The organism is Methanosphaerula palustris E1-9c (genome assembly GCF_000021965.1).
GTDB classification, from domain to species: Archaea; Halobacteriota; Methanomicrobia; order Methanomicrobiales; family Methanospirillaceae; genus Methanosphaerula; species Methanosphaerula palustris.
Genome location: NC_011832.1, coordinates 477,559 through 503,217, shown reverse-complemented (window position 1 = coordinate 503,217; position 25,659 = coordinate 477,559). Strand labels below are relative to the sequence as shown.

At 55.5% G+C, this 25,659-nt stretch carries 21 protein-coding genes and 2 tRNA genes; 13 read left to right on the top strand and 10 right to left on the bottom strand.

Going from position 1 to position 25,659, the window contains the following annotated elements; all coding sequences use genetic code 11:
• Positions 1–208: 208 nt before the first annotated feature.
• A complete protein-coding gene (locus MPAL_RS15440) occupies positions 209–2,092 on the top strand; it encodes a carbohydrate-binding protein (RefSeq protein ID WP_012617185.1) in 1,884 nt (627 codons plus the stop codon).
• Between the two features lie 366 nt (positions 2,093–2,458).
• Here MPAL_RS15440 and MPAL_RS02505 read toward each other — a convergent pair whose 3' ends face one another.
• Positions 2,459–3,052, bottom strand: coding sequence for an acetate uptake transporter (locus MPAL_RS02505; protein WP_012617184.1), 594 nt, complete (start codon positions 3,050–3,052; stop codon positions 2,459–2,461).
• A 79-nt stretch (positions 3,053–3,131) separates the two neighbouring features.
• Positions 3,132–5,039 (bottom strand): acetate--CoA ligase, encoded by a 1,908-nt coding sequence (gene acs / locus MPAL_RS02500; protein WP_012617183.1) that lies wholly within the window; start codon positions 5,037–5,039, stop codon positions 3,132–3,134.
• Positions 5,040–5,515: 476 nt separating this feature from the next.
• Between acs and MPAL_RS02495 the strand changes: the two genes are divergently transcribed.
• The 3 genes from MPAL_RS02495 to MPAL_RS02485 all read left to right on the top strand — a co-directional run bounded on the left by MPAL_RS02495 (position 5,516) and on the right by MPAL_RS02485 (position 6,908).
• A complete protein-coding gene (locus tag MPAL_RS02495) occupies positions 5,516–5,845 on the top strand; it encodes a response regulator (RefSeq protein WP_148208107.1) in 330 nt (109 codons plus the stop codon).
• Positions 5,846–5,913: 68 nt separating this feature from the next.
• A complete protein-coding gene (locus MPAL_RS02490) occupies positions 5,914–6,213 on the top strand; it encodes a diguanylate cyclase family protein (RefSeq protein ID WP_048145089.1) in 300 nt (99 codons plus the stop codon).
• 251 nt (positions 6,214–6,464) lie between these two features.
• Positions 6,465–6,908, top strand: a complete 444-nt coding sequence (locus MPAL_RS02485) for a GAF domain-containing protein (RefSeq protein ID WP_012617182.1) — start codon at positions 6,465–6,467, stop codon at positions 6,906–6,908.
• 29 nt (positions 6,909–6,937) lie between these two features.
• Here MPAL_RS02485 and MPAL_RS02480 read toward each other — a convergent pair.
• A tRNA-Arg gene (locus MPAL_RS02480) sits at positions 6,938–7,009 on the bottom strand.
• A 316-nt stretch (positions 7,010–7,325) separates the two neighbouring features.
• Here MPAL_RS02480 and MPAL_RS02475 point away from each other — a divergent pair.
• The 3 genes from MPAL_RS02475 to glmM all read left to right on the top strand — a co-directional run bounded on the left by MPAL_RS02475 (position 7,326) and on the right by glmM (position 14,835).
• Positions 7,326–12,725 carry a carbohydrate-binding protein gene (locus tag MPAL_RS02475; RefSeq protein ID WP_012617181.1) on the top strand — a complete coding sequence of 1,800 codons (5,400 nt, stop codon included), beginning with the start codon at positions 7,326–7,328 and terminating at the stop codon, positions 12,723–12,725.
• A 72-nt stretch (positions 12,726–12,797) separates the two neighbouring features.
• Positions 12,798–13,358, top strand: coding sequence for a DUF5806 family protein (locus MPAL_RS02470; RefSeq protein WP_012617180.1), 561 nt, complete (start codon positions 12,798–12,800; stop codon positions 13,356–13,358).
• 109 nt (positions 13,359–13,467) lie between these two features.
• A complete protein-coding gene (gene glmM / locus MPAL_RS02465; RefSeq protein ID WP_012617179.1) occupies positions 13,468–14,835 on the top strand; it encodes a phosphoglucosamine mutase in 1,368 nt (455 codons plus the stop codon).
• A 63-nt stretch (positions 14,836–14,898) separates the two neighbouring features.
• Here glmM and MPAL_RS02460 read toward each other — a convergent pair whose 3' ends face one another.
• A complete protein-coding gene (locus MPAL_RS02460) occupies positions 14,899–15,090 on the bottom strand; it encodes a DUF2124 family protein (protein WP_048145087.1) in 192 nt (63 codons plus the stop codon).
• A gap of 178 nt (positions 15,091–15,268) precedes the next feature.
• On the opposite strand from MPAL_RS02460, the gene MPAL_RS02455 reads away from it, so the two are divergent.
• The gene (locus tag MPAL_RS02455; RefSeq protein ID WP_012617178.1) at positions 15,269–16,075 is read left to right on the top strand and encodes a methyltransferase domain-containing protein; all 807 of its coding nucleotides are present in this window, start codon (positions 15,269–15,271) and stop codon (positions 16,073–16,075) included.
• A 55-nt stretch (positions 16,076–16,130) separates the two neighbouring features.
• On the opposite strand, the gene MPAL_RS02450 is transcribed toward MPAL_RS02455, so the two are convergent.
• The 6 genes from MPAL_RS02450 to MPAL_RS02425 form a co-directional block, all read right to left on the bottom strand.
• On the bottom strand, positions 16,131–17,075 hold the full coding sequence (locus MPAL_RS02450; RefSeq protein WP_012617177.1) for a magnesium transporter CorA family protein: 945 nt from the start codon (positions 17,073–17,075) through the stop codon (positions 16,131–16,133).
• A 380-nt stretch (positions 17,076–17,455) separates the two neighbouring features.
• Positions 17,456–17,527: transfer RNA gene (locus tag MPAL_RS02445), tRNA-Thr, on the bottom strand.
• Positions 17,528–17,576: 49 nt separating this feature from the next.
• Positions 17,577–18,227: a phosphate signaling complex protein PhoU gene (gene phoU / locus MPAL_RS02440; protein WP_012617176.1), complete on the bottom strand. Its 651-nt coding sequence runs from the start codon at positions 18,225–18,227 to the stop codon at positions 17,577–17,579.
• A gap of 9 nt (positions 18,228–18,236) precedes the next feature.
• Complete coding sequence (gene pstB / locus MPAL_RS02435; RefSeq protein WP_012617175.1) at positions 18,237–18,998, bottom strand: phosphate ABC transporter ATP-binding protein PstB; 762 nt, start codon at positions 18,996–18,998, stop codon at positions 18,237–18,239.
• A gap of 4 nt (positions 18,999–19,002) precedes the next feature.
• Positions 19,003–20,940: a phosphate ABC transporter permease PstA gene (gene pstA / locus MPAL_RS02430; protein ID WP_012617174.1), complete on the bottom strand. Its 1,938-nt coding sequence runs from the start codon at positions 20,938–20,940 to the stop codon at positions 19,003–19,005.
• An 83-nt stretch (positions 20,941–21,023) separates the two neighbouring features.
• Positions 21,024–22,022 (bottom strand): phosphate ABC transporter substrate-binding protein, encoded by a 999-nt coding sequence (locus MPAL_RS02425; protein ID WP_012617173.1) that lies wholly within the window; start codon positions 22,020–22,022, stop codon positions 21,024–21,026.
• A 135-nt stretch (positions 22,023–22,157) separates the two neighbouring features.
• On the opposite strand from MPAL_RS02425, the gene MPAL_RS02420 reads away from it, so the two are divergent.
• The 5 genes from MPAL_RS02420 to dapB are packed head-to-tail and all read left to right on the top strand — an operon-like array spanning position 22,158 to position 25,550.
• A complete protein-coding gene (locus MPAL_RS02420; protein WP_012617172.1) occupies positions 22,158–23,171 on the top strand; it encodes a phosphate signaling complex PhoU family protein in 1,014 nt (337 codons plus the stop codon).
• A gap of 11 nt (positions 23,172–23,182) precedes the next feature.
• Positions 23,183–23,704, top strand: a complete 522-nt coding sequence (locus MPAL_RS14135; protein ID WP_012617171.1) for a thiamine-phosphate synthase family protein — start codon at positions 23,183–23,185, stop codon at positions 23,702–23,704.
• 13 nt (positions 23,705–23,717) lie between these two features.
• Positions 23,718–23,909 (top strand): 30S ribosomal protein S17e, encoded by a 192-nt coding sequence (locus MPAL_RS02410; RefSeq protein WP_012617170.1) that lies wholly within the window; start codon positions 23,718–23,720, stop codon positions 23,907–23,909.
• A gap of 8 nt (positions 23,910–23,917) precedes the next feature.
• Positions 23,918–24,793 (top strand): 4-hydroxy-tetrahydrodipicolinate synthase, encoded by an 876-nt coding sequence (gene dapA / locus MPAL_RS02405; protein ID WP_012617169.1) that lies wholly within the window; start codon positions 23,918–23,920, stop codon positions 24,791–24,793.
• Positions 24,786–25,550 carry a 4-hydroxy-tetrahydrodipicolinate reductase gene (gene dapB / locus MPAL_RS02400; RefSeq protein WP_012617168.1) on the top strand — a complete coding sequence of 255 codons (765 nt, stop codon included), beginning with the start codon at positions 24,786–24,788 and terminating at the stop codon, positions 25,548–25,550. Before dapA ends, dapB begins: the two co-directional genes overlap by 8 nt.
• Positions 25,551–25,659: the final 109 nt, after the last annotated feature.

Below are 25,659 nucleotides of genomic sequence, written 5' to 3'. Positions count from 1 at the left end.
GAACAGATCCTGTCATCTGCACCTTCAGTATGATCTCAACCTGTGAACTCCTTAACAATTCTGATCAAATGTGCAGCCTGCCACCCAAAGTCGAGCTGAAGTACCGCAAATCCCCATATTAAAACTGCACAGCACAGGAGGGGCAAAGAACCCATAGCCCGGGCTCACCAAACCCAGTGATATATAGTTGAACGACTAGCATATCCTTATGCGATATTTCGCAGTAGTGCTGCTCCTCCTTCTCATCGTACCGGTTACGGCAGACAACGCTTACACCCCCGGAACCCCACGCTATGTGGTGGGTGATGTCCTAACTATCAGTATAAACGAGACTGTTGTGGTCGCCGGAGTGCAGACCGGCGGCGCGACCCCGATTTATACTACCTACAACGTGGTCAGCAGAGCCGGGCGCTGGGAGATCCCGAAGTACTGGCACGGCAATTTTCAGGTCGATGAACAGAACCTTGTTGTGAACCTTCACGCATACAGGGTCGCGCATGCTGACCCGATCCTCGTGGTCATCACGGACCCGACGATCACCGGTGGGGATATGCAGTACACCGGCCTCTCGCTGGCCGAGGCCCTGGCCGGCATCGCCTACCCGGTCGAGCCCGCTCCAAGAGAGACCGGAGCGGGAACCCCGCTTTATGTCACCGGTGACATCCTGAACAATACGTATGCTCCCACAGGTGGAACCCTGATCGGGAGAGAATACACCAATAACGGCCAGATTTATTACAGAACGTACGACGTGGTGAAGAATGGGGACCGCTGGGAGATCGATTCGTTCGACTACAATGGCTTCGGCCTGCCAGAGGAGACACTGATCAGCATGGGCATGCGCCGACTCGCCCATGCGGATCCGCACACCGTCATCGTGAATGATACAATCACCAATACCGGCGACACTGGGTGGTACCATCTCTCGTTCGCCGAATTCCTTGCCGGGGAAGGCTACGGACCTGAACTCTGGGACTCTCCCCCGAGCCAGAGCGATCAACCCCGGTACCTGGTCGGGGATGTCCTCGGTACTGATGCCTCGAACACAACAGGACAGGTGGTCGCCCGGGTGCAGTGGACCGAGGGGTCGTTCCCGATCTACACCACATACGACGTGGTAAAGAATGGGGATCGATGGGAGATCGAGAAATATTATAATGGAGACCTACAGATCGACGCGCTGAATGTCTTCTCCAGAGGCTGGCACCGGATCGACCACCGTGATCCGCACTTCGTCATCGTGACCGACCTTATGATCACACCCAACGATCTGATCTACGGCGGTCTTTCGCTCGGTGAGATCCTGGGTGGAACACCTGGGTACCCATTCGAGGGGGTCAGCCCAACGCCCTATAAAGCCCTGACCATCCCGGGCCGGATCGAGGCCGAGGACTACAACCTCGGCGGTGAAGGGATCGCGTACCACGACACAACACCAGGTAACACTGGCGGTGCCTATCGCCAGGATGATGTCGACATCGAGGCCAACCCCGCGGAGGGTACGCCGGACGTCGGCTGGATCAGGGACGGCGAGTGGCTCACCTACACGGTGAACGTCACCCAGGCTGGTTCATACACCCTGACGGCCCGCGTGGCAAGCCCGAACAACGACCGGACCGTCGAGCTCTCGATCGACGGGGTCCAATTCCCGACGATCACCATCCCGAACACCGGATCCTTCGCTACGTTCACCAACGTCACCCCGTTTATGTACGTCGACCTTCCCCCGCAGACACCGACACCCGGACCCACGGGTTCAACGGTCCCGATCCCGGTCACGCTCACGGCCGGCATGCATGTCCTGAATTTAACCTTCTCAGGTGATGGCCAGAACATCAACTGGATCGAGTTCACGAAATCCACTGTCCCGATCGGGATCGTCCCGGGAGGGACCGGTGTCCCGCGAGATCTGAACGGGGATGGTACGTACGAGGACGTGAACGGCAACGGGGTGCTCGACTTCAATGACGTCGTGCTCTTCTTCAACCAGATGGACTGGATTGCCGCGAATGAACCGGTCGCCGCCTTCGACTTCACCGGGGACGGGAAGATCAACTTCAATGATGTGGTCATGCTCTTTAATTCACTCTGATGATGGGATTTTTGAAGTGGGGATCTCCCCATTCTTCATCCACACGAAGCATCCCCTGAGGGGTGCTTCGTTTTGATTCGCATCCGACCATGCCGCATCGATCCTATCCGACTCCTCAACCATTCGGATCTCTACCAGGTCCCATCATCACGAGAACGATAACCATCCCAACTGCAAAGGGGCAAAATCCAGTCACTGGTCAGAAGATCAGTAGAATCTCCTGAAGAGAAAAAGTTGGATCTGCGGACGCCAGATGGCGTTGCAGACGATTATCCACCCGACAGATCCGTTATGATGAACCGGGTATATCAGGTTCTCTAGATTCAAAAAAAAGAATGAGTGCAGGTTTATCCTGCGGTGACGGGATCATCCCAGCGGTGCAACGGTCCGCCCATACATCTCGTTGAGCACCTGGGCGAGACCTGCATAGATAGCAGAGAACCCGCAGATGATCCCCTCATAGCCCGCTACCATGGTGATCGTCGCATTACCGGTGAGGTCTCCAAGGGCCAGCAGGATGAACAGGATCGTCAGCGAGCCGAATACGAGTTGGAGAGCCCGGTTTGCCTTCAGTGTCCCGATGAACATGACACCAGTGAACAACCCCCACATCGCGAGATACGCTGCCATGGCAGTCTTGTCAGAGGCCTCTGCAAGCCCCATCTTCGGAAGCACCAGCAGACCGGCGAACGATAGCCAGAACAAACCATATGACGTGAACGCAGTTGCGCCAAAGGTGTTATTCTTCTTCCATTCCTCGATGCCAGCGATGACCTGGGCCAGACCTCCATAGAAGATACCCATCGCAAGGATCATAGAACCCAGTGCAAAGAATCCTGCATTGTGCAGGTTCAGGAGGACAGTCGTCATCCCAAAACCCAGGAGCCCAAGGGGGGCCGGGTTCGCCGTAACATCGAGATTCTTTACCGGTGTGATGGTGGTACCAGATTCGTTAGCCATTTTTCTCCTCACATCTTATCTTTTTTGTTGATGTTTCAGCATACCCTGCTGCCCATAACTTATCAAGAAACTGCAGCATCTACTCCTCTAGGGTGGAGATGTCACCGGGGTCGACGCCCATCTCCTGAGCTTTCAGAACCCGGCGCATAATCTTCCCGCTTCGCGTCTTTGGCAGTTTCTCGACGAACGCGATCTCCTGCGGCACAGCGATCGGGCCGATGGTCATCCGCACGTGGTACATCAGGTCCTTCTTCAGTTTCTCACTCGGGGCGTTCCCCACCCGGAGGATGACGAACGCTTTGATGCTGTTCCCTTTCAATGGATCTGGTTTTCCAATGGCAGCGGCCTCGGCAACCGCCTGATGGGAGACGAGGGCGCTCTCCACCTCAGCGGTCCCAATGTTATGCCCGGATATGATGATGATGTCATCGGATCGGCCGATCACCATGATATACCCGTCCGTTCCCTTCACCGCGAGGTCGCCGGCGGTATAGACCCCTGGAATCGTCTCCCAGTACTGCCGGTACCGTTCGTCATTGTTGTAGATGGTCCGAAACATCGCCGGCCAGGGAGTTCGGATGACCAGGAACCCACCTGAACCAAGTGGAACTGACGCACCATCTTTGTCCACGACATCAGCCACCACGCCAGGGATCCCCTTTCCGACAAAGCCGGGGCGCATCGGCTCACCGACCATTGTGGTGATCATCTGCATACCGGTCTCAGTCTGCCACCAGGTGTCGACGATCGGACAGCGGTCCTTTCCAATCACATGGTAGTACCATTCAAAGGCCTCGGGGTTGAGCGGTTCGCCCACCGACCCGATGATCCGGAGGGAACTGAGGTCATATTTCTCCGGCCATGCCTCCCCCAGTTTCATGAATGTCCGGATTGCAGTCGGCGCCGTGTAGAAGATATTGATCCGCTGCTCCTCGATCAGCCTCCACCAGATGCCGGGGTCCGGGTAATCCAGAGTCATCTCACTGATGAAGACGGTGGCGCCGACGATCAACGGTCCGTACACAATGTAACTGTGGCCGGTGATCCAGCCGGGGTCTGCTGTGCACCAGTAGATGTCGTTCTCCTTGAGGTCGAAGACATACTTGCTCGTGTAGTACGTCCCGACCATGTAGCCTCCGCAGGTATGGACCACCCCCTTTGGGGTACCGGTTGAACCACTCGTATAGAGCATAAAGAGCGGATCTTCTGCATCCATCGCCTCGGGGGGGCAATCAGCACCTCCGTTTCTCATCAGTTCATAGAAGTCGAGTTCAAAGTCAGGCCGCATCTCCACCGGGGGTTCCCTCCGCCGGCGGAGGATCACCAGGTGTTCTACACTCGGAGCGTTCAGGATCGCCTCCTTGACGATGGTGATCAGCGGGATCGCCTTTCCGCGTCGTATCGAGATGTCGGCGGTGATCACAATCTTGGCCTGGGCGTCCGTGATCCTCATATTCAATGCGGTCTCACCGAACCCGGCGAAGACCACACTGTGTACAGCACCGATTCGGGCACAGGCCAGCATGGCGATCGCCTGTTCAGGGACCATCGGCATGTAAATGCAGACCCTGTCCCCTTTCGAAACCCCGACCTTCTTGAGGCCATTCGCAAAGTGGATCACCTCTGTCAGCAATTTCTGGTAGGTATAGACCCGTTCTGTTCCATCCTCCCCACGCCAGATCAGGGCGGCCTTGTTCCGCCGGTCACTGGCAACATGGCGGTCTAGGCAGTTGGATGTGATGTTCAGCCTGGCATTGACGAACCATTTCGCGTAAGGGTAGTTCCACTCGAGAACCCTATCCCAGTGTCTGACCCAGTCGAGTTCCTCTGCAATGTCGTTCCAGAATGCATCCGGGTCGGCAAGGAACTCGTCGTACCTGCGCTGATAGTCCCCAATCCAAGATGTACGGCGGTATTTTTCGTCAGGGACATAATACTTTTCATCCTCTGCGAGTTTCACATCGAATGATTCCTTAATCTCGTGCATGATATCAGACCCCTGTCCTGCTTACCCCTATAAAAGGGATCATCCACACCCAATTGGGATGTGGAATAGTCTGGTCCCTCTGCCGGGGTTAATTATCATTATTAATAGTGATAGATTATATATTCTCTGGTCAAAAATGGAATTTGATGAGAGACCTGATATGAGAGGTACGGGAGAGACAAACTGGTCTTCACACAAAAAAATATTCGTCTGAATCGATAAGATGACAGCGAGCCGACCTGGCATACTGCAATCGGAAAAGCGATCAGAAAGGCGGCATAAAAAACCATGAATATTTATGTCAATTGGTCAATACCGAGTCATAGCCAGGTGCCTCCAATGCATCATGTTCTCTACATCGATGACGAAGCGGACCTCCTAGAGGTAACAAAATTCTACCTGGAGATTTCCCATGAGTTCACCATCGATACGGACACGTCTGCACTGGAAACACAGACTCATCGGGGGAGCTTTCAGTGTATGAAGCGATCATCTCTGATTACCAGATGCTGAAAAAAGATGGCATCACCTTCTTAAAAGAGGTCCGCGTCAGGTTTGGCTCCACACCCTTCATTCTTTTCACCGGACATGGGAGGGAGGAAGTGGTCATCCAGGCGCTGAAAAGCGGGGCAGATTTTTACCTCCTGAAGGGAGGTGACCCGAGGTCCCTGTTTGCTGAACTCATGCACAAGATCAGGATCGTGGTACAACGTCGACAGACCGAGGATGCACTCCGTACTAATGACGAGCGACTGCGGATGGCCCACAGGCTATCGGGAAGACCGGGAACTGGGAGTACAGCCTAAAGACAAAGACACTCTGGGCCTCTGATGAGGGGCTCAGGATCTTTGGGATCCACTGACAGTCCGGAACTGTGGCCACCGAAGAGATTGAAGCCTACATCCTAAACCAGGAGAGGGTGCAAAAGGCACTTCAGGACCTGATCATAGGTGAGAAGAGACACGACCTTGAATATACTATTGACCCCGGCAGATGGTCCCCCCAGCGGATCATTCATTCAGTCGCACAACTGATCCTCCGCACAGGTGACAGAAAACCGACCAAAGTGGCCGGCGCCATTCATGATATCACAGAGAGCAAAGAGGCCGAACGAGTTCTTCAGGAGTCTGAGAATCTCTATCGAACGATATTTGAGATATCACCCTTGTTGTAGAGACCGGACACCCCCAACGATATGAATACTGCCTCAACTTCAGGGATGAAACACATTTTTTGAGAGTCAGTTCGTACCCTCTGGGGATCATGAGTTTCTCTCCACTGTGAGAGATATCAACGAAGATCGGTTGGCAAGAGTGGCACTCACTTATAATGAGGAGACGCTCTCAAGAAGAACAAAGGCCCTCGCATTCATCAACACGGCAAACCAGGCCACCAATCGCCAACAGGTACTCGGTGACATCCAGAATGAGACGCTGCGGCCTGCTGGACTTTGATGCAGGAGGAATCTATCTGGTTGACCTGGCTGCCAGAATCGCCAGGGTTGTCCATTCCAGGAACCTGTCACCGGAGTTCCTCGCCAAAGGTAGAGAGGTTCACCTCGACGGGATCCCCTATTGCAAACTCTTCATCGAAGGAATTACTATCATAACCGAACATTATGAAGAGGTTTCCCCGGATCATGCCATTCCTTATGGCTTCCAGTCTGTGGAGAGCGTCCCCCTCCACACCAAGGCCAGGATCATCGGTGCATTGAACGTGGTCAGCACACGAAGGCATATGATCTCTCCTGAGGAGAGGGAGACCCTCATCTCGATCGGGCGGGAGCTGGGTGGAACTATCGAGAGGATGATCGTAGAAGAAAAGAATGACGAGTCAACAGAGAAGCATCATCTATCAAAATCAGGATAGAAATCTCAAGAGGATGAAAAAAACGAAAACGCCCCGGCCGGGACTTGAACCCGGGTCAAAAGCTCCGCAAGCTTCTAGGATGTCCACTACCCTACCGGGACCGATGAGGGATAACCCTGCTCAATTCTATACGATCCTCTCGCATAAATAGATGTTCATAGACGGTTCCGGTCGTTGTCATTCCCAAAGGAAAGGCGATAGCAGAAAACATGAGTTAACCCCCAAATAAAACACCTCTAGAGAAGAAGAAACGTAATATCGTGAATAAATCAGCAATTCTCGATTTTTTTATACAAAAAGTCAAATACCCTACATTTATTGATATAAAAAAACAGAAATATTTAATAATTTATTCACCATTCTAACTGTTGCTTCTTTTATGACCGATCGAATACACGACCCCCTGGAGAATTCTGTATGAATAAACCTGGAACAGTGCAAATACTCATAGCTCTGCTCCTGCTCCTCTGTCTGATCGAGGGTGCCGCCGCGGTCACCGTGGTGGTGGCAGCGCAGGACAGCAGTGCGCTCTCCAAAACATCGGCCCAGTTTATCTGTACCGGATCAGGCGACCAGGACCAGATCAAGGCAGCGATCGCATCCCTTCCCTGGGATGGGGGGACCGTGTTACTGAAGGAAGGAACCTATCACTGCACCGACAATATCGTGCCCGGAGCCTATACCACCCTCAAAGGGGAAGGGGTCGATAAGACGATCATCGACATCCAGGGATATTATATGGGTATCAAAGTCGACCAGCCCTACGTCACGCTGGAGGACTTCACCATCACCGGCCGCGGATGGGTCAGGATCACCGCCAGCCACATACAGGTCAGAAACGTCGCCGCAAAGGATGACCTGCTTGGCTACTATCCAGGCAAAGTCGATGATATGGGGGCGAACGGGGCATTTTTTGTCTGGGCTGACAACAGAGTCGTCGAGGATATCGAGTTCAACCAGTGCAGCGCCACCAACATCGGCACCCATGGGTTCAATCTGAACGGCCAGGGGACCCCAAAGATGATCAAGAACATCCGGTTCATCGACTGTTCGGCGACCCAGTGCGGGAACGCCGAGGGATGGCCCTGGGCGACAGGGTTCGACTTCCATGAGAGTAACGACCTGGTCGACTGCCAGGTCATACGCTGTGTAGCAAACAACAACTGGGAATCAGGGTTCCACTTCGAGCCAGGCGACAACCAGCAGAACATCGTGTTGACTGACTGCCTCAGCACCAACAATGGGCAGCGGAACACCAATGAGGGGGATTTCACAGTACAACCCCCTGTAGCTGCACACTTCTATATGGCAGGGTACACGATCGCGATGGGGACCACGTTGAACAACTGCCGTTCGATCAATAACAGGAACTATGGGTTTTATGACGAGCAGAACGGGGACAACGTCTTCAACGGATGTACTGACGAGGGAAGCGGGTACGGCTGGAAACTCTGTAAGGACGTCGAAGATGTCCAGTTGAACAACTGTACCTCGGTAGATGCCCAAAACTGGGCCCTCTGGATCGCCTATGCACATAACATTCAGGTCAGAGGATTCCAGCAGTACAGTGCGGCAGGGAGAACCGATATCTCCCCCCAGGTGCAGTCGATACTCGGATATTACAAGGGGGAGAGTGCATACGAGAAGCCAGTAACCGGGTCATACTTCGACATCACCGCACAGGGGTCAACGCTGCCGATCTTAAATCTCAACGATGCCTACAACGATCCTGCCGATGGGAACACCTACTCCTTGAAGACCTCTGACGCTCCCTATGTAGCACCAGTGGTCACCGTGACTCAAAACCCCACTCTGCCCCCTGAGCAGGAGATCAATCCTGTCCCGATCACCACCCCGGTGATCCTAGACCCGTACCCCATCCCGGGAAGGATTGAAGCTGAGAATTACCTGCCTGGTGCAGAGGTTGGGTATCATGACACGACCTCAGGGAATGACGGATCGGTGTACAGATTCGATGATGTAGATGTAGAACGGCTTGCTGATGGCAGTGGGTATGACGTTGGATTCATCAGATCAGGAGAATGGCTGAAGTACAATATATCTGTCCAGACTGCAGGCATTTACTACCTTGACTTCCAGGTGGCTTCACCCTTCAGCGATAAATCGTTCACCTTCCAGATCGATGGCACAAATGCCGGCGGGGTTACGGTGCCGAATACTGGTTCGTACGACTCCTACTCCACCGTCAGGACGCAGGTGTACCTGGCTGCCGGTATCCACCAACTCAAGCTCGTCTTCGATAATGCAGACAACTCCAACCTGGACTACATCGACGTGCTCTCTGCATCAGGCGGGTCCCAGACACCCATACCCACCGTGACCGTCCTTCCGACGACCACCGCCACGACACCACCAACCACACAGACGATTGTACCAGTGCTGACGATGCCAACAATCCCCAATCATACCCTCCCGACCAAGATCGAGGCCAGAGACTTTGATCTCGGCGGCGAAGGGGTTGCCTATCACGATACCACCACGGGTAACCAGGGAGGGGCTTACCGGCCTGAGGACGTCGACATCAGCCACAGTGCATCAGAAGGATCCGATGTGGTCACCGGGATCAGCGCTGGCGAATGGGTCAGGTATACAGTTACCATACCCAGTGGTGGCATCTACACCGCCTCCTTCCGAGTTGCCGGCATCAACGGCGGTACCCGGTTCGGGGTACAGCTGGACGGGGCGGACATCAGTCTGATCTCTGTGCCTGACACAGGTTCCCTCGACCAGTTCACCACCGTCAAACGGATGGTCTGGCTTCCCTCGGGGAACCATACCCTGGAGCTCACCTTCAACGATCCGATGGCCATCGAATCGATCGACCTCCAGAGCCTGACGGCGCCGACCACACCCATACCGACATCCACTACGCCGGCCCCGACCACCGTTCCAACCGAGACCGTCCCCGTGAACACGACGACGCCAGCCCCCACGCAGACCGCAAACATAACACCCAACCAGACACCGTCATCAGGGGCGTTCATTCAGCACACCTTCCCGACCCGGATTGAGGGCGAGGACTATGATTATGGCGGACAGGGTGTCGGGTATTACGACCTGACCCCGGAGGAGGAGACCCCCCTGTACAGGAGTGATGGTGTCGACATCAAATACTCACAGTCCCGGGGGTCCTACTACGTCACCGCCGACGTCGACGGAGAATGGCTCGCCTATACCGTGACGATCCCGACCAGTGGTATCTATACCCTGAACTTCGACCTGGCAGGGAACGGACCCTCAGCCTGTTCGCTTGAGGTGGATAACTCAAGTGTCTGCTCGATCGTCGGACTGGATACCGGTTCCATGACCACCTTCCAGGAGGTCCAGCGGCAGGCCTGGCTTCCAGCCGGTACCCATACCCTGAAGTTGAACTTCGCATCCCCAATGGCAGTGAACTATATCGATGCCTGGCTCTCCAACGGGCCAACCCCAACCTTCACCACCCGGCCGGATGTAACCCCACCCGCAACCCCAGTGGTCACCACCCCGGTTGTGACCCCCACCACGAACCTGACACCCACGGTGACGATCACCCGGACAACAGAACCCACCACAATGGTCCCGACGACACCAGTCCAGACCCCGACCACCGTCACCACAGCCCCAACACCGACCATAACAGCGGCGCCACCCTACCAACTCGGGATGCCACACCAGATCCCATCCCGGATCGAGGCAGAAGATTTCGACCTCGGTGGCGAAGGGGTAGCCTATCACGACATAACGACAAGTAACGATGGTGGGCAGTATCGTCCCGACGAAGGGGTCGATATCGAGTATAACCCGACCGAGCAGAGTTATAACATCGGCTGGGTCTTCCCCGGCGAGTGGACCCGGTACACAGTGAACGTAACCGCTGCAGGAACCTACACAGCAGACTTCCGAGTCTCGACTGCCTGGAATGGGATCTCCCTCGTCATGATGCTGGATGACACTTCAACCCCGCTGACGACCGTCGATGTGCCAAACACCGGCTCCTATGGAACCTACACAACGGTCCACAGGACGGTATACCTCCCTGCAGGCCAGCACCAGATCAAACTGCTCTACAACGGCTACGAGAACATCAACTACATAGAGTTCACGCCGACAGACACACCAGTGACCACGCAGACCACGTTGCTGCCAGCCACATCACCACCCACGACGACGCCAACCACCACCGTCCTGACGACGGCACCGACCACCATCGGGACACCAGGTACCGGGACCACATCACCCTATCTGCAGCACACCCTCCCCACGAAGATCGAGGCAGAGGACTTTGACAACGGCGGCGAAGGATACGCCTACCATGACACCACCGCCCTGAACGAGGGAGGGCAGTATCGCCCTGCGGAAGGGGTCGACATCGAATACAGCCAGCAGGAGATGAGTTACAATGTCGGCTGGATCAGGGACGGCGAATGGCTCCAGTACACTGTAAATGTGCCAGCCACCGGGACTTACACCACCACATTCCGGATCGCAACACCTGGTCTCGGACGACAGATCCAGGTCTCTGTCGACGGAAACCCAATCACCACCGTCGGGATACCGACCTCAAATTCGTTCGATGTCTATCAGGATGTCGTCGCCCAGGTATCACTTCCTGCCGGCACCCATCAGGTCAGACTGCTGTTGAAGGGCGGGTCGATGAACCTGAACTATATGACCTTCGCATCACCTGCAGGTCCGGTGACCACGCAGACCACCCTGCTGCCGGTCACATCACCACCCACGACCCAACCCTCGACAACCATCCCGACGACGGTGCCGACCACCCTTGGGACACCAGGTACCGGGACCACATCACCCTACCTGCAGCACACCCTTCCAGCGAAGATCGAGGCAGAGGACTTTGACAACGGCGGCGAAGGATACGCTTACCATGACACCACCGCCCTGAACGAGGGAGGGCAGTATCGCCCTGCGGAAGGGGTCGACATCGAATACAGCCAGCAGGAGAAGAGTTACGACGTCGGCTGGATCAGGGACGGTGAATGGCTCCTCTATACCGTGAACGTGCCGACCGCCGGAACCTACACCACCACGTTCCGAGCAGCCGTCCCTACCGCAGGGGCCCATATCCAGATGCAGGTGGACGGAACTACTCTCGCAGACCCTATCCTCACCACGACCGGTTCCTTTGATACCTACGCGGACACCGTCGTCCAGGTCTCACTCTCTGCCGGTACCCACACGATCAAGCTGCTCCCCGGGGGTTCGATGAACCTGAACTATTTCACCTTCAGTGCAGTTCAGCAGCCGACCCGGACTCCGACACAGGTAATCTCCACCATCCCGACGATGCCACCGACGACTCAGACCCCCACTTCCACCGTGACCCAGGCAACCACTTACAAGGGTACCCCATTCCGGCCCCATGTGCTACCTGCACGGATCGAAGCCGAGGACTATGATCTCGGTGGTGAAGGGGTAGCCTACCTCGACACCACCACAGGTAACCAAGGCGGAGCCTACCGGCAGGACGACGTCGACATCGAATACAACACAGGCGAACGGTCCTTTGATGTCGGCTGGGTGAGGAACGGCGAATGGCTCACCTACACTGTCACCGCAGGGGCAACAAGAACCTACACCGGCTCATTCAGGGTTGCAACTCCGACAGCGGGGAAACAGATCCGGATCACGGTCGATGGCAGTGATGCCGGCGTCGTCACCGTCCCGGCCACCGGCGGCATAAACCAGTACAGTACCGTGACCGCCGGGATCCCGCTGACCCCGGGTGTTCACCAGATCAGACTCACGTTCGTCGGCGATGAACTGAACTTCAACTACTTTGAGTTGAACTGACCAGCCCACATCTTTTTTCCAGATCCAGTGAAACCAGAATATTAATGGCACCGTTACACAGAGGTACTCTACATGGGGGATCAGTTCGGCTTGGACGATATCAATAAGTACCAAAAGTTCAAGAAGGTGGACGGTGCCACCTACCACAAGGTGAACCAGTTCCTGCGGAAGCATACCTATATCACCGCCCGCGAGTGGGCACTGGCCAGACTCTGCACCGATTTCCGGACCAGTTCCGGCGTGGAGATGACCTTCATCGGTCAGCACCTCCCAGAACTAGTTCCGTTTATGGAGGACACCTACTCCCCCCAGGCCGTAAACCAGGCCAGAAACTCGTTCAAGAAGAAGGTGAAGAAGGCTGGCTCCACATTCTTTTACGGGGCGATGTGCGGATTCTTCACCACCGAGGAATTGGACGACATGCTCTTCGAGGCGAGTGAGATCGCACGGTTCCTCCTGGAGATCGAGGGGACTGCACTCGATGTCGACGACGAGATCGACATCGAGGACAAGATCACCGAGGTGATGCAGCGGGTCGGGATAGCTGCAAAGACGCTGATCAAGGCCCGCGAAGAGGCGATCGAGGCTCAAACAGAACTGGACAATGCAGAGGGGCCCCTTAAACAGAAATGAGGAAGAGCCGCTTCCAAAGGCTCTATTTCAGAGAAGAGCAGATCTAGTTAGTGGACATATCGATGTACGATCCCAGGCGTACATCACCGATCAGATGAGGGGATATTGAATGGTTGATGAGAAGAAGGCACAGAAACAGCTCTTTGGTACAAACGGGGTACGCGGGGTTTCAGGCAAGGATATGACCCCAGAACTGGTGCTCCATATCGGCGAAGCACTCGGCTCTATGAGGAAGGGAACGATCGCCATCGGCAGGGACACCAGAACCTCAGGTGAGGCGTTCGCGAGCGCGGTCAAGGCCGGGCTGATGGCAACCGGCTGCAATGTGGTGGATGTCGGCATCCTGCCGACTCCAGCACTGCAGTATATTGTGAAACTCGGGTTCGACGGGGGTGCGATGATCACAGCCTCCCACAACCCCCCCGAGTACAACGGTGTGAAGATCATCGAAGCCGACGGGACCGAGATGGGCGACGAAGAGGTCGTCAAACTCGAACGAAGACTCTTTGACCTGGACTTCACGCTGGCATCCTGGGACCGGGTGGGCAGCGAGGAGGCGGCCCCGCACCTGCTCGGGCAGTACATCGACGCGATCGTCTCCCAGTTCCCGGCAGGGATCGGCGAGGGGATCACCGTCGCAGTGGATCCCGGGTCAGGGCCGGCGACCAGGACGACACCGGCTATCCTTGAACGGCTCGGCTGCAGGGTCTTCACCATCAACGCCACCCTTGACGGGACGTTCCCTGGCCGGCTGCCCGAACCGACACCAGAGGGACTTGCACCGCTCGCTGAGCTGGTCCTCAGTGCTGGGGCCGCGTTCGGAGTCGCTCATGACGGCGACGCAGACCGGGCAGTCTTCATCGATAATAAGGGGAGATATATCGAGGAGAATCACGAGTTTGCGCTGGTCGCACGACAGGTCTGTTCTGAGCGGAAAGGGATCGTTGTGACCCCGGTCAGTTCATCGCTGCTGATCGAGGACGTGGCGGCAGAGCAGGGGTGTACGGTGCTGTACACCCCGGTCGGCTCGGTCTACGTGGCCAGGAAGATGATCGAACTGATCGCCAATGGAGAAACGGTTGCATTCGGCGGGGAAGGAAACGGCGGGCTGATCTACCCATACCTCCAGTTCTGCAGGGATGGGGGGATGACCGCGGCCACGATGGTCGCAATCCTCGGGACATTGAAACGGTCCCTCTCCGACCTGGTCGACGACCTCCCACCGTACAAAACGATCAAGAACAAGATCCGCACCCCCAATATCCCCGGACTGCTGGCAGCGGTTGAGGAGCACTTCAAGAACGAGACGATTGATCGGACAGACGGACTCCGGATCAGCCGGGGGAAGACCTGGGCGTTGGTCAGGGCATCGGGAACCGAGCCGCTGGTCAGGGCGACGATCGAGTCTGACAATAAAGAGGCCGCTGAGGCCTTCAACAGTGAGATCCTGGGTGTGACCGCCCCCTTCACCACCTGATCCCTTTTTTTGGCCAGATCGATCCGGATTCAGGTCAGGACCTTCATCTCGATTCGATCATAATCAAAGGTCGATTCGGGACCTCGACGAGACAGTCGAACGAAATCGTCGAGAGCCAGCCAGCCTTCTTTTCGTCCAGGAGAGGACAAAGACCTGTTCGAGGTCGAGCGAGCGGAGGGCAAAGGCGAGCAGTTCGACAAACGGGATGCATGTCCCCGGTACGCCATAATAGACGATCTGGTCGCCGGCATCCAAGTCCGACTGCCTCGATGAACTCCTTAAACGATCGCAGGATTCCCAGGACTCTCTGGAATTTTTCAGTTTGAGTCATGACTATCACCAGTTCAGGGGAGAGAAGAAATTCATTTATCTGATCGGGATATGAGAGGTACCGGGACATTGCTGTTCACTACTATATATTCCGTACCAGCATATGACATACCACATGTATGTTCATGGGTATTCTGCTCGAGAATCTGAGCGGCTCACAGACCAGGCTCAGACCCTCACTGAACTCCTCCACCGTGACACCCGTTACTCGAAAGGATCACAGGTGCTTGAAGCCGGCTGTGGAATTGGTGCCCAGACCGTGATCCTGGCGAGAAATAGCCCCGATGCCCTGATCACGTCGGTCGATATTTCAGAGGCCTCCCTCAAGCAGGCACAAGAGACAATTCAACATGCAGGAATCACCAATGTGACCTTCCGACAGGGAGATATCTTCCACCTCCCATTCAAACCGGCGACCTTTGATCACATCTTTGTCTGCTTTGTGCTGGAGCATCTCACCGAACCGCAGCAGGGACTGGAGAGACTTCGCCCGCTCCTCAAAGAAGGCGGGACCCTCACCGTGATCGAGGGAGATCACGGCTCCGCGTTCTTTCACCCGGATGACCCGGATGCCAGGCAGGCCATCGACTGCCTCGTGGAACTCCAGCATCAGGCGGGTGGCAACGCACTGATCGGGAGGCAACTCTATCCACTCATAGCCAATGCCGGATACCGGGATCTCCATGTCTCGCCGAGGATGGTCTATATCGATGCCTCCCGTCCGGGACTTGTTGAAGGCTTTACGAAACTGACCTTTGCAGCCATGGTCGAGGGAGTGGCTGACGAGGTTGAGAAGCAGGGGTTGATGAACCAGGACGCATGGAAAAAGGGGATAACGGCACTCTACCACACCACTGAACCGGGCGGGGTCTTCTGCTATACGTTCTTCAAAGCCACCGCTAGAAGATGAGGGAGGGCCAGAATGATCTCCAGCATCTTTCCCGTATTCTTAAAAAAACTTGAGATCATAACATCTTCTTCCTCCAGAGCATCAACCCCATCCCAACCGCTAAGAGCACCGCGATCCCAAAGATAAGCTCGAAGGAGAAGGGGTACTGTGAAAGGGGAATTTCAATGACATTCATGCCGTAAAAACTGGCGATCATCGTAGGAATGGCGAGGATGATCGTCACTGAGGCGAGGAACCTCATCACAATGTTCAGGTTGTTCGAGATGATCGAGGCAAAGGACTGGGTCATCCCAGTCAGGATATGCAGGTAGATCTGCGACATCTCCATCGCCTGCTTGTTCTCGATGATGACATCCTCCAGCAGCTCGGCATCCTCCTCGTACATCTTCAGGATCTTGGTCCTGAGAATCCGTTCGAGGACGGCCTCGTTGCTCTTCAGCGAGGTTGAAAAGTAGATCAGGCTCTTCTCCAGTTCCATCATCTGGAAGAGTTCCTCGTTCTTCATCGAGCGGCGGAGTTCGACCTCAATCTGGGTCATCTTCCGCTCGATTCGCCTCAGGTGATTCAGATAATAGGTGGCATTCCGGTAGAAGATCTGAAAGAGAAATCGGGTCTTCTTCACGGTGGTGAACTGTCGGATCTTGCCGGCGAGAACATCGTCCAGGACATCGACACGCCGGCTGCAGATCGTGACGATATGGTCCCTGGTGATGATGATACCAAGCGGGTGGGTGGTCAGGATTTTGACCCCAAGACTCTCGGTCGTCATGGGTATATCCATGACGATCAGAACCACATCGTCCTCAGAGTCGATGCGCGGTCGTTCCTCTTCATCGAGGGCAGCCTGGAGGAATTCTGGGGGGATCCTGCACTGGTCCGCAACAATCGCCAATTCAGCCTCAGATGGTTCAAGTAGCCATATCCAGGAGCCCTCGCAGATCGTCTCTACAATCTCGATGATCGCCGGCTCCGACCCCTTTCTTGTCTTATAGATCTGCATCAAGGCTATATCCCCCGCATTAATTTCGAATAAACTGGTATACCTTCCCATATCGGGGGACAACAGGGCCCATTTCACTCAGCAACCGTCGTCGAAATATAGAGAACTGTTGTCTTTCGCTATATTTATTGGATCCCATCAACGGCATTTGTGAGATGAGAAATATTCCGATATCTCTCCATACATGGATTGAAGAGAGCAAACTCGACGGATCGATGAAGATGGGAGCAGAGAGATGCGATGAGAAGGGAGTCATATACTGAGAGAAACGCCCATAACCAGAAGTGTTCAAAACCCGGCCAATAGGGACAATACGACGAAGATTCAGATAGAGAGGCAGGAGACAGTCCTGGAGAAATGGAGAAAATAGATCAGAAGAAAGCCTCAGCCGTGGATTGAACACGGGACCTGCTGATTACAAATCAGCCGCTATACCACTAAGCCACTGAGGCGCCATAACTTGTTCTCTTTCCACACAGAAAAATACTTCGGGGGGCGGGATTACTCGAACTCGGTCCGCTTCCCGGTCACCATGAAGGTGATCAACTCAGCCATCTTACAGGCATGGTCTCCTGACCGCTCGAGATACCGCGCGACCATCACGTAGTTCATACATCGTGTGATCGTCGCTGGATCTTCGAGCATATAGGTGATGCACTCACGAAAGATCGAGTACCCAAGGGCGTCAACCTCATTGTCCCGTTCTGTATAATCAGAGAGGATGGTGGCATCCCCCTCCCGAAACGCAGTGATCACATCGGAGACCATCCCAATCACCATCACACTCATATGGGGGATCGAAAGGAGATGGGCAAGATGCGGGGTCTCCGCCGTATAATACACCACATTGGCAATGTCCTTCCCATATCTTCCGACTCGTTCCAGGGCTGAAGAGATCTTCAGGATACAGAAGATCATCCGCATATCCTTTGCAACTGGCTGATGCAGGGTGATCAACTGGATACACCGGTCCTCAATCCGATAATTTCGCTCTTTGATCTCGTTCTTCTGTGCGATCACCTGATCGGCCAGGTCGGTGTCCTGGGTCTTCAGCGCCTCAACCGAGCACTGCAGCATCGACTCCGCCATCTCTGCCATTGAGAGGATATCTCCCCTCAGTTCTTCCAGTTCTGTTAGAAATTTCTCTGTCATCGCAGCCACCTATCCAAATCTTCCGGTGATATAATTCTCTGTCAATTCCTTCTCCGGCCTCTCGAAGATCTGGGTGGTCTCGCCGAACTCGACCAGTTCTCCAATGTACATAAACCCGGTATAATCGCTGACCCGCGAGGCCTGCTGCATGCTGTGGGTCACGATGATCACGGTATACTGTTCAGAGAGCTTCGTGATCAGTTCCTCGATCTTACTGGTGGCGATCGGGTCGAGCGCCGAACAGGGCTCATCCATCAGGATCACATCAGGGCCGACTGCTAGGGTCCGTGCAATACAGAGCCGCTGCTGCTGCCCACCAGAGAGGGAGAGGGCAGAATCATGCAACCGGTCCTTCACCTCCTCCCAGAGGGCACTCTGCTTCAGGGACTGCTCAACGATCGTATCCAGAGCAGCACTGTTCCGTTCGCCATGGATGCGTGGACCATAGGCGACATTTTCATAGATACTCTTGGGAAACGGGTTCGGTCGCTGGAAGACCATCCCGATATGCTTTCTGAGCTGGACCACATCGGGAATATCGGAGAGCGGGGTGTCATTGAAGAAGAGCCCCCCCTCGATCCTGCATCCGGGAACCAGATCGTTCATTCTATTAAAACATCGGAGGAGGGTGGACTTTCCACACCCCGAGGGGCCGATCAGGGCGGTCACCCGGTTCCGAGTGATCCCGATCGTAACCCCCTTCAATGCCTTTTTCTCGCCGTACCAGAGGTCCAGATCCTCGGTGCGCAGTACAATTTCACTTGTTGCCATTTGATCAGTACCTCAACGTATTTTGAAAGTGATTCCTCAGATAGATTGCAATCGAATAGATCCCGATCACCAGCATAATCAGGACCAGGGCTGTCCCATACCGGTTCTGTGACGAGTCGGGGACGTTCGTAGAGAGGATGAAGAGGTGGTACGGAAGGGCCATCACCGGGTCCAGAATCGAACTCGGGAGGTACCGCTGAGAGAAGACCACCGCAGTGAAGAGGATCGGGGCGGTCTCTCCGGCTGCCCTGCCGATGGAGAGGATCGTCCCGGTGATGATCCCGGCCACTGCCGAAGGGAGGACCACACGACTGATCGTCTGCCATCGGGTAGCGCCGAGTGCCAGGGATCCTTCCCGCAGCGAGGAGGGAACGTTCTTCAGCGCCTCCTCGGTGGTCCTGATGATCGTCGGAAGAACCATCAGACCGAGGGTCAGCTGCCCTGCAAGCATCGAGACGCCGATATCCAGGTACAGCACCAGGAAGGTGAACCCGAAGAGACCGAAGACGATCGAAGGGGTGCCGTTCAGGAGATCGATGCCTGTTCTGATCATCTGGGTCAGATACCCCTCCATCCTGTACTCATTCAGATAGATGGCAGCGCCGACGCCGAACGGCAGTGCAAAGAGGATTGAACCGGCGACCAGGTAGAGGGTGCCCACGATCGCGGGAAAGATACCACCAGCCCGTCCGAGATCACGGGGTGCCGTGGTTAGAAACTCCCATGATATGGCAGGAAGCCCATGGGAGACGATATCGAAGAGGATGATTCCAAGGACCAGGAGCACCAGCCCGACCCCGAGGTGGAGGAAGAAGAAAGCGATACGCTGGGCCGTTTTGGGGGAGAGGCGCTGAGCAACCAGCCAGAGCACGCCCGCACAGGCCAGCAGCCCAACCCCAATGATCCCACCTATCGCATAGATGATCACCGTGACGACCAGAAGGGGGACCAGTTTCAAACCTCGCCTGACCAGAGCAGGGGCGTTCTTCAGGAACATGCTGGCCGGTCGCTGTGCGTTCAGCCTTTTCAGGATCAGTACCGCACCTAGGTTCACGATCAGGGTGATCAGCAGCAGGACGACGGCCACCCCAAAGAGAGCGTGATAATGAAGGGAACCCGAGGCCACCTCGCCCATCTCGATACCGAGCGTACCGGTCAGCGTCCGAACTGGTGAGAGGACATTGAAGATGGGGCTCGGGATCACAGCTGAGTTGCCGGTCACCATCATCACTGCCATCGTCTCTCCGATCGCGCGGCCCATACCAAGGATGATGGCCGCGGTGATCCCCGAGAGGGCCGCCGGGACCACGACCTTGCTGATCGTCTGCCACCGGGTCGCCCCGACGGCGAGGGATCCCTCACGGTACTCCTGAGGCACCGAGCGGATGGCATCCTCTGCCACCGAGGTGATCGTCGGAAGGGCCATGATTCCAAGCAAAAGCGAGCCAGCGAGCCACGATTCACCGGAGGGCTGATCGAAGAGAACCCGCAGCCAGTTGGTCATGACCATCAGACCGAAGAACCCGTACACCACGGACGGAATGCCGGCCAGCAGTTCGATGGCCGGCTTGATGATCAGTTTCACCCGGGGGGGAGCCAGTTCTGAGATATACACCGCAGTTCCAATTGAGAGCGGAACCGCAATCACCATCGAACCGAGGGTCACCAGCAGGGTGCCTACGATCAGGGGAGCGATCCCATAACTGGGGATTGCAGCGACGGGATTCCAGGTCATCCCGGTGAGGAACGGGAGAATGCCGATCTGAACAAATCCAAGGTAACTGTCCTTGAAGAGGAAGAGCAGGATGAAGATGACGGTCAGCACTGAAAAGAGCGCACAGATGAGCCACAGGGACTCGATAACTTTCTCTTTGAGATTGAAGAATGATATCTGCCTCTGTCTTTTTTCAGACAGATCAGGTGTGATCGGAATCGTGTTCATGATCAAAAGCCGTTAATTCATCAGATTGGTTCGATCGAATGGGCGGTCAGAGAAAAAATTTTACTGGATGAGAGGAGATCTCCTCAGATCCGGACAAATCCCTGATCTTCAACAACCTTCTGACCTTCCTGACTGAGTGCGTAGTCGAGGAAGTCCTTGGCGATTCCTGTCGCTGGTCCATTGGTGAGCATATACAACTTCCGTGAGAGCGGATAGGTCCCGTCCACGACGGTGGCTACAGAGGGCGCGACTGCGGCACCATTCGCCGAGAGAGTCAGTGCCTTCACTGCGTCCTTCGTGTACCCGAGGCCCACGTATCCAATCGCGCCTGGTGTTGTGGAGACGCCGGTCTCAACGGCACCATTGGAGTTTTTCTCAAGGACTGAGGAGGTGAAGTTGTCCTTCTGCATCACGGCGCTTGAGATGAAGTCCCGTGTCCCTGATGAACTGTCACGACCGATGACAACGATCGAAAGATCTGCACCGCCGACATCCTTCCAGTTCGTGATGGTGCCGTTGTAGATGCCCCTGATCTGGCTGAGAGTGAGCGTCGTAACCATATTCTGGGGGTTTACAATGACTGAGAGACCGTCCCGTGCAATCGGGGTGATCGTCATGGAGGGATATTTCTTCAGTTCATCTGCAGTCACCTCGCGCGAAGACATCCCGATCATCGCGGTCTTCTCGCCGATGGCCTGTACGCCCACACCTGAACCGCCGCCACTGACCTGCACATCTGCCCCCTTGTTAGCCGCCATGAAGGCTTCAGCCCATGCCTGAGCGATCGGGAGGACGGTTGTCGATCCGGTGATCGTCAGCCGGCCCGTCGAAGCACCGGTCAGAGCGCTGGATGCACTGCCATTCGTAGTGGTGGTCGTGTTCGCTGGTGCAACTGTCGGAACCGTCGTCGCCTGCGTTGCAATCGCTGTGGTTGCCGCAGGTGAGACAGTCGTTACCGCAGTCGTCGCCGGGGTGGTGGTCTTCGAGGTGTTACCGATACAGCCACTGACGAGCAGCGCTACAATCAGAATTGCTGCAAGCCCGCAGGCCATTGTGCCAAAGGTTCTACGTTTTTCTACCATGATTCTCCTCTCTAAAATCACGTGCAGCACATATACTGTTATTCGACGGAGACTCTATATAACAAAATAGAATACAGAGCAATACAGAGTTATATTGAATAACATGAGGATACTATAGGAGATGGAGGATCTGGAATGGATATACGACGGGTACAGATGACAGGGGGGTCTTCGTTCGTTGTGACGCTCCCCAAGGACTGGACACAGCAGATGAGCATCAAGAAGAACGATCCGGTCAGGGTCACCCCCCAGGCCGACGGTACCCTGCTCATCTCCGCCAATATATCAGAGGACCAGATCCAGCGGACCAGGGAGTTCGATGTCACCACCTGTACCAACGCGACCTTCTTCTTCCGGAGTTTGATTGGGGCATATATCGCCGGCTACACCGAGATAAAGGTCAAATCCCGCGGCCGTCTGCCCTCATTTGTCCGCATGGTCGTCCGGGATTTCACCCAGATGACGATCGGACAGGAGGTGCTTGAGGAGTCGGAGACTGGGGTCACCATCAAAGATCTCCTGAACCCTGGCGAACTTCCGTTCGAGAATACGCTTCGGCGGATGATCGTGATCGTCAAGGGGATGCACCAGGATTCGATCGCCGCCCTGTTTGAGCAGGACCAGGCACTGGCAGAGGAGGTGATCGCCCAGGACCGGGATGTCGATCGGCTCCACTGGTTGATGGCCCGTCAGACTAACATGGTGATGCGGAACATCAACCTCTCCAAGAAGATGGGGCTGACCCTGTATACAGCCTCCCAGTACCTGCTGGTCAGCAGAACCCTCGAACGGATCGGGGACCATGCCGTGCGGATAGCACGAAATGCAGTGATTCTCTCCGACAAAGATCAGGACCAACTGATTATCGCGAAGATCAGGGAGGCGAGCACCCTCTCGCTGACCATCTTTGACCAGAGCGTCACCGCCTTCTTTGACCTGGACATCAGGCGGGCGAACGCCACCATCGAAGAAGTCAAGGGACTCGAACATCTCTGCGAAGGGGTCACCACGGCGATGCTGACCCATGAGGCGGAGGACGCCATCGCCGTCGGATATATTGCCGAGAGTATCCGGCGGCTCGGCGAGTACTCTGCAGACATCGCCGAAAATGTGATCAACTACGTGGTCGAGCACGAGCGGGACCTCTAGGGCGTGCCACCATGAGCAGTTCCGGGCACGAAACCCTGATCAGGGATCTGACCGCGGCGGCGGTCCACTATTGCAGCACAGGAGCACTGATACCTGGCGGGGGGACGATCACCCTCGCCGGGGCGACCGACCATGCCCGGACCACAGCAGATATCGGATCGGTCCGGCTCTGCTGCCCGTTTCCAGAACCGGCAGCCCTCGGAAAGGCAGGGGAGGTGGGAGCCGGTCTGTTGACAGCACTCCGTTTTGACTCGACCATCAGAAGCGCAGCGATGGTCCCCTGTTCGCCTTCGATCCTGGATGTGGCCGAGCGAATACTCCTCGATGCGGCCGAATACGACCGACACGGAACACCACCCGGGATCAGCACGATGGACTGGGGGACGGCCTTCTGCTGCAGAGAGGGAGTACCGGACCTGATATACGATCGCTCCGCTGATCCGTTCAAGATCGTGATCTTTGCAGAGAGACCGATGGACGTTGTAGACGAAATCATTATGTTGTCCCGGCGCAGTACCAATATAGAGTTATAGGATAGGATCTCATATGGGCATCAAACCAAGTTATATCAAAAATTTCGGTCTTGAACTGATCGGACGGTACGGGGACAGGTTCACACCTGACTTTGACGAGAACAAGCATCAGGTATCTGAGCTGACGGTCATCGACAGCAAGCGTGTCAGAAACCGCATCGCAGGGTTCATCACGAGAAAAGTAAATACAAAGAAACATCTATAATCTATTTTATGTTTGAGGGAGTCCTTCCGGCAATCGTTACCCCGTTTCAGAACGATCATGCCAAGAGCCTCGACCTTTTGGGTCTGCAGTCAAATCTTGCATTCCTGGTCAGTAAAGGTGTCCACGGCGTGGTCCCCTGCGGGTCGACCGGCGAGTCGGCGACCCTCAGTTTTGAGGAGCATGTCAAGGTAATCGAGGCGACCATCGAAGCGGTTGCAGGGAAGGTTCCTGTTCTCGCTGGAGCTGGTTCGAACAATACCGATGAGGCGATCCGGTTCACCAGATCTGCAAAGGATCTCGGCGCCGACGGTGTGCTGATCATCAGTCCGTATTACAACAGGCCCAACCGGTCAGGACTGATCAAGCATTTTTCAGCCATCGCTGACCTCGACATCCCTGTTGTTCTCTACAATGTCCCGAGCAGGACCGGCCAGAACCTCTCACCTGACCTGGTGGCCGAACTCTCCAGGCACCCGAACATCGTCGGGATCAAGGAGGCGAGCGGAAACATCTCTCAGGTCTCACAGATCATTGAGGAGACCATGGACCAGGACTTTACGGTGATATCCGGCGACGATGGGATGACCCTGCCGGTGATGGCACTCGGCGGGGGCGGGGTGATCTCGGTGGCGGCGAACGTGGAACCCGAGCGGATGGTGGGGATGTACAGGGCATATACCGAGGGCGACTGGGACGACGCGATCAGCCTTCACTATGAACTGGCTCCACTCTTTCGGGCGCTCTTCATCGATTCCAACCCGATCCCGGTGAAGAAGGCGATCAACCTCCGGGGCCTTGCATCAGGGCCGCTCAGACTCCCGCTCGATGAACTGGATGCTGAAAAGACTGCTGCACTGACGGAGGTGTTGAGCACGTATGACTAAGGTCGTGGTTTCAGGAGCCTTCGGTCGGATGGGCTCGATGATCTGCAGGATGGTCACCGAGACCGAGGGGCTGGAATTGGTCGGTGGGATCGATATCAAGGCCGGCACCCAGTTCAATGTCGATGTTGTGAAGTCTGAAGAGATCGATCGGTTGCTCACCGAGCAGCAGCCCGACGTGCTGATCGACTTCACCATCGCATCTGCGGCAGTCACCACCATTCAGGCCGCCGCACGTCACCATGTGGGGCTGGTCGTCGGAACGACCGGTTTCTCTGATGCGCAGCAACAGCAGATCAGGGACGCAGTCGAAGGGACGGTGCCAGCGGTGATCTCAACCAACTTCAGCATAGGTGTCAATATATTCTGGCAGATCCTCCGGAACGCGGCCCCCCTGCTCAGCGAGTACGATATCGAGGTAAGCGAGGCTCATCACCGGTACAAGAAGGACGCTCCGAGCGGGACGGCAAAGACGATCCTCTCCATCCTCGACGAGGCAGTGGGAGAGAGGGAGAAGGTATACGGCAGAGAAGGGATCACCGAACGGAAGAACGAGATCGGGGTGCATGTGTTCCGCGGGGGAGATATTGTCGGCGACCATGCTGTCACCTTCGCAAAGAACTTTGAATCGATCACCCTTTCACATCGCGCTTATGACCGTGCAGTATTTGTAAAAGGAGCCCTGAAAGCAGCCACGTGGGTGCCCGGCAAAAAACCAGGCATCTATCCGTTCAGTGCAGTACTCGGCCTCGAATCATAGGGTTGAGTGCTGCGCAGATAAACTTTTTTTATAACAGCTGTTGGAATCGTAAGGAAAGTTTTTACATGGTTGCAAAAGTTGATTCCAGCAGGTGTGGAGGTTGTGAAAC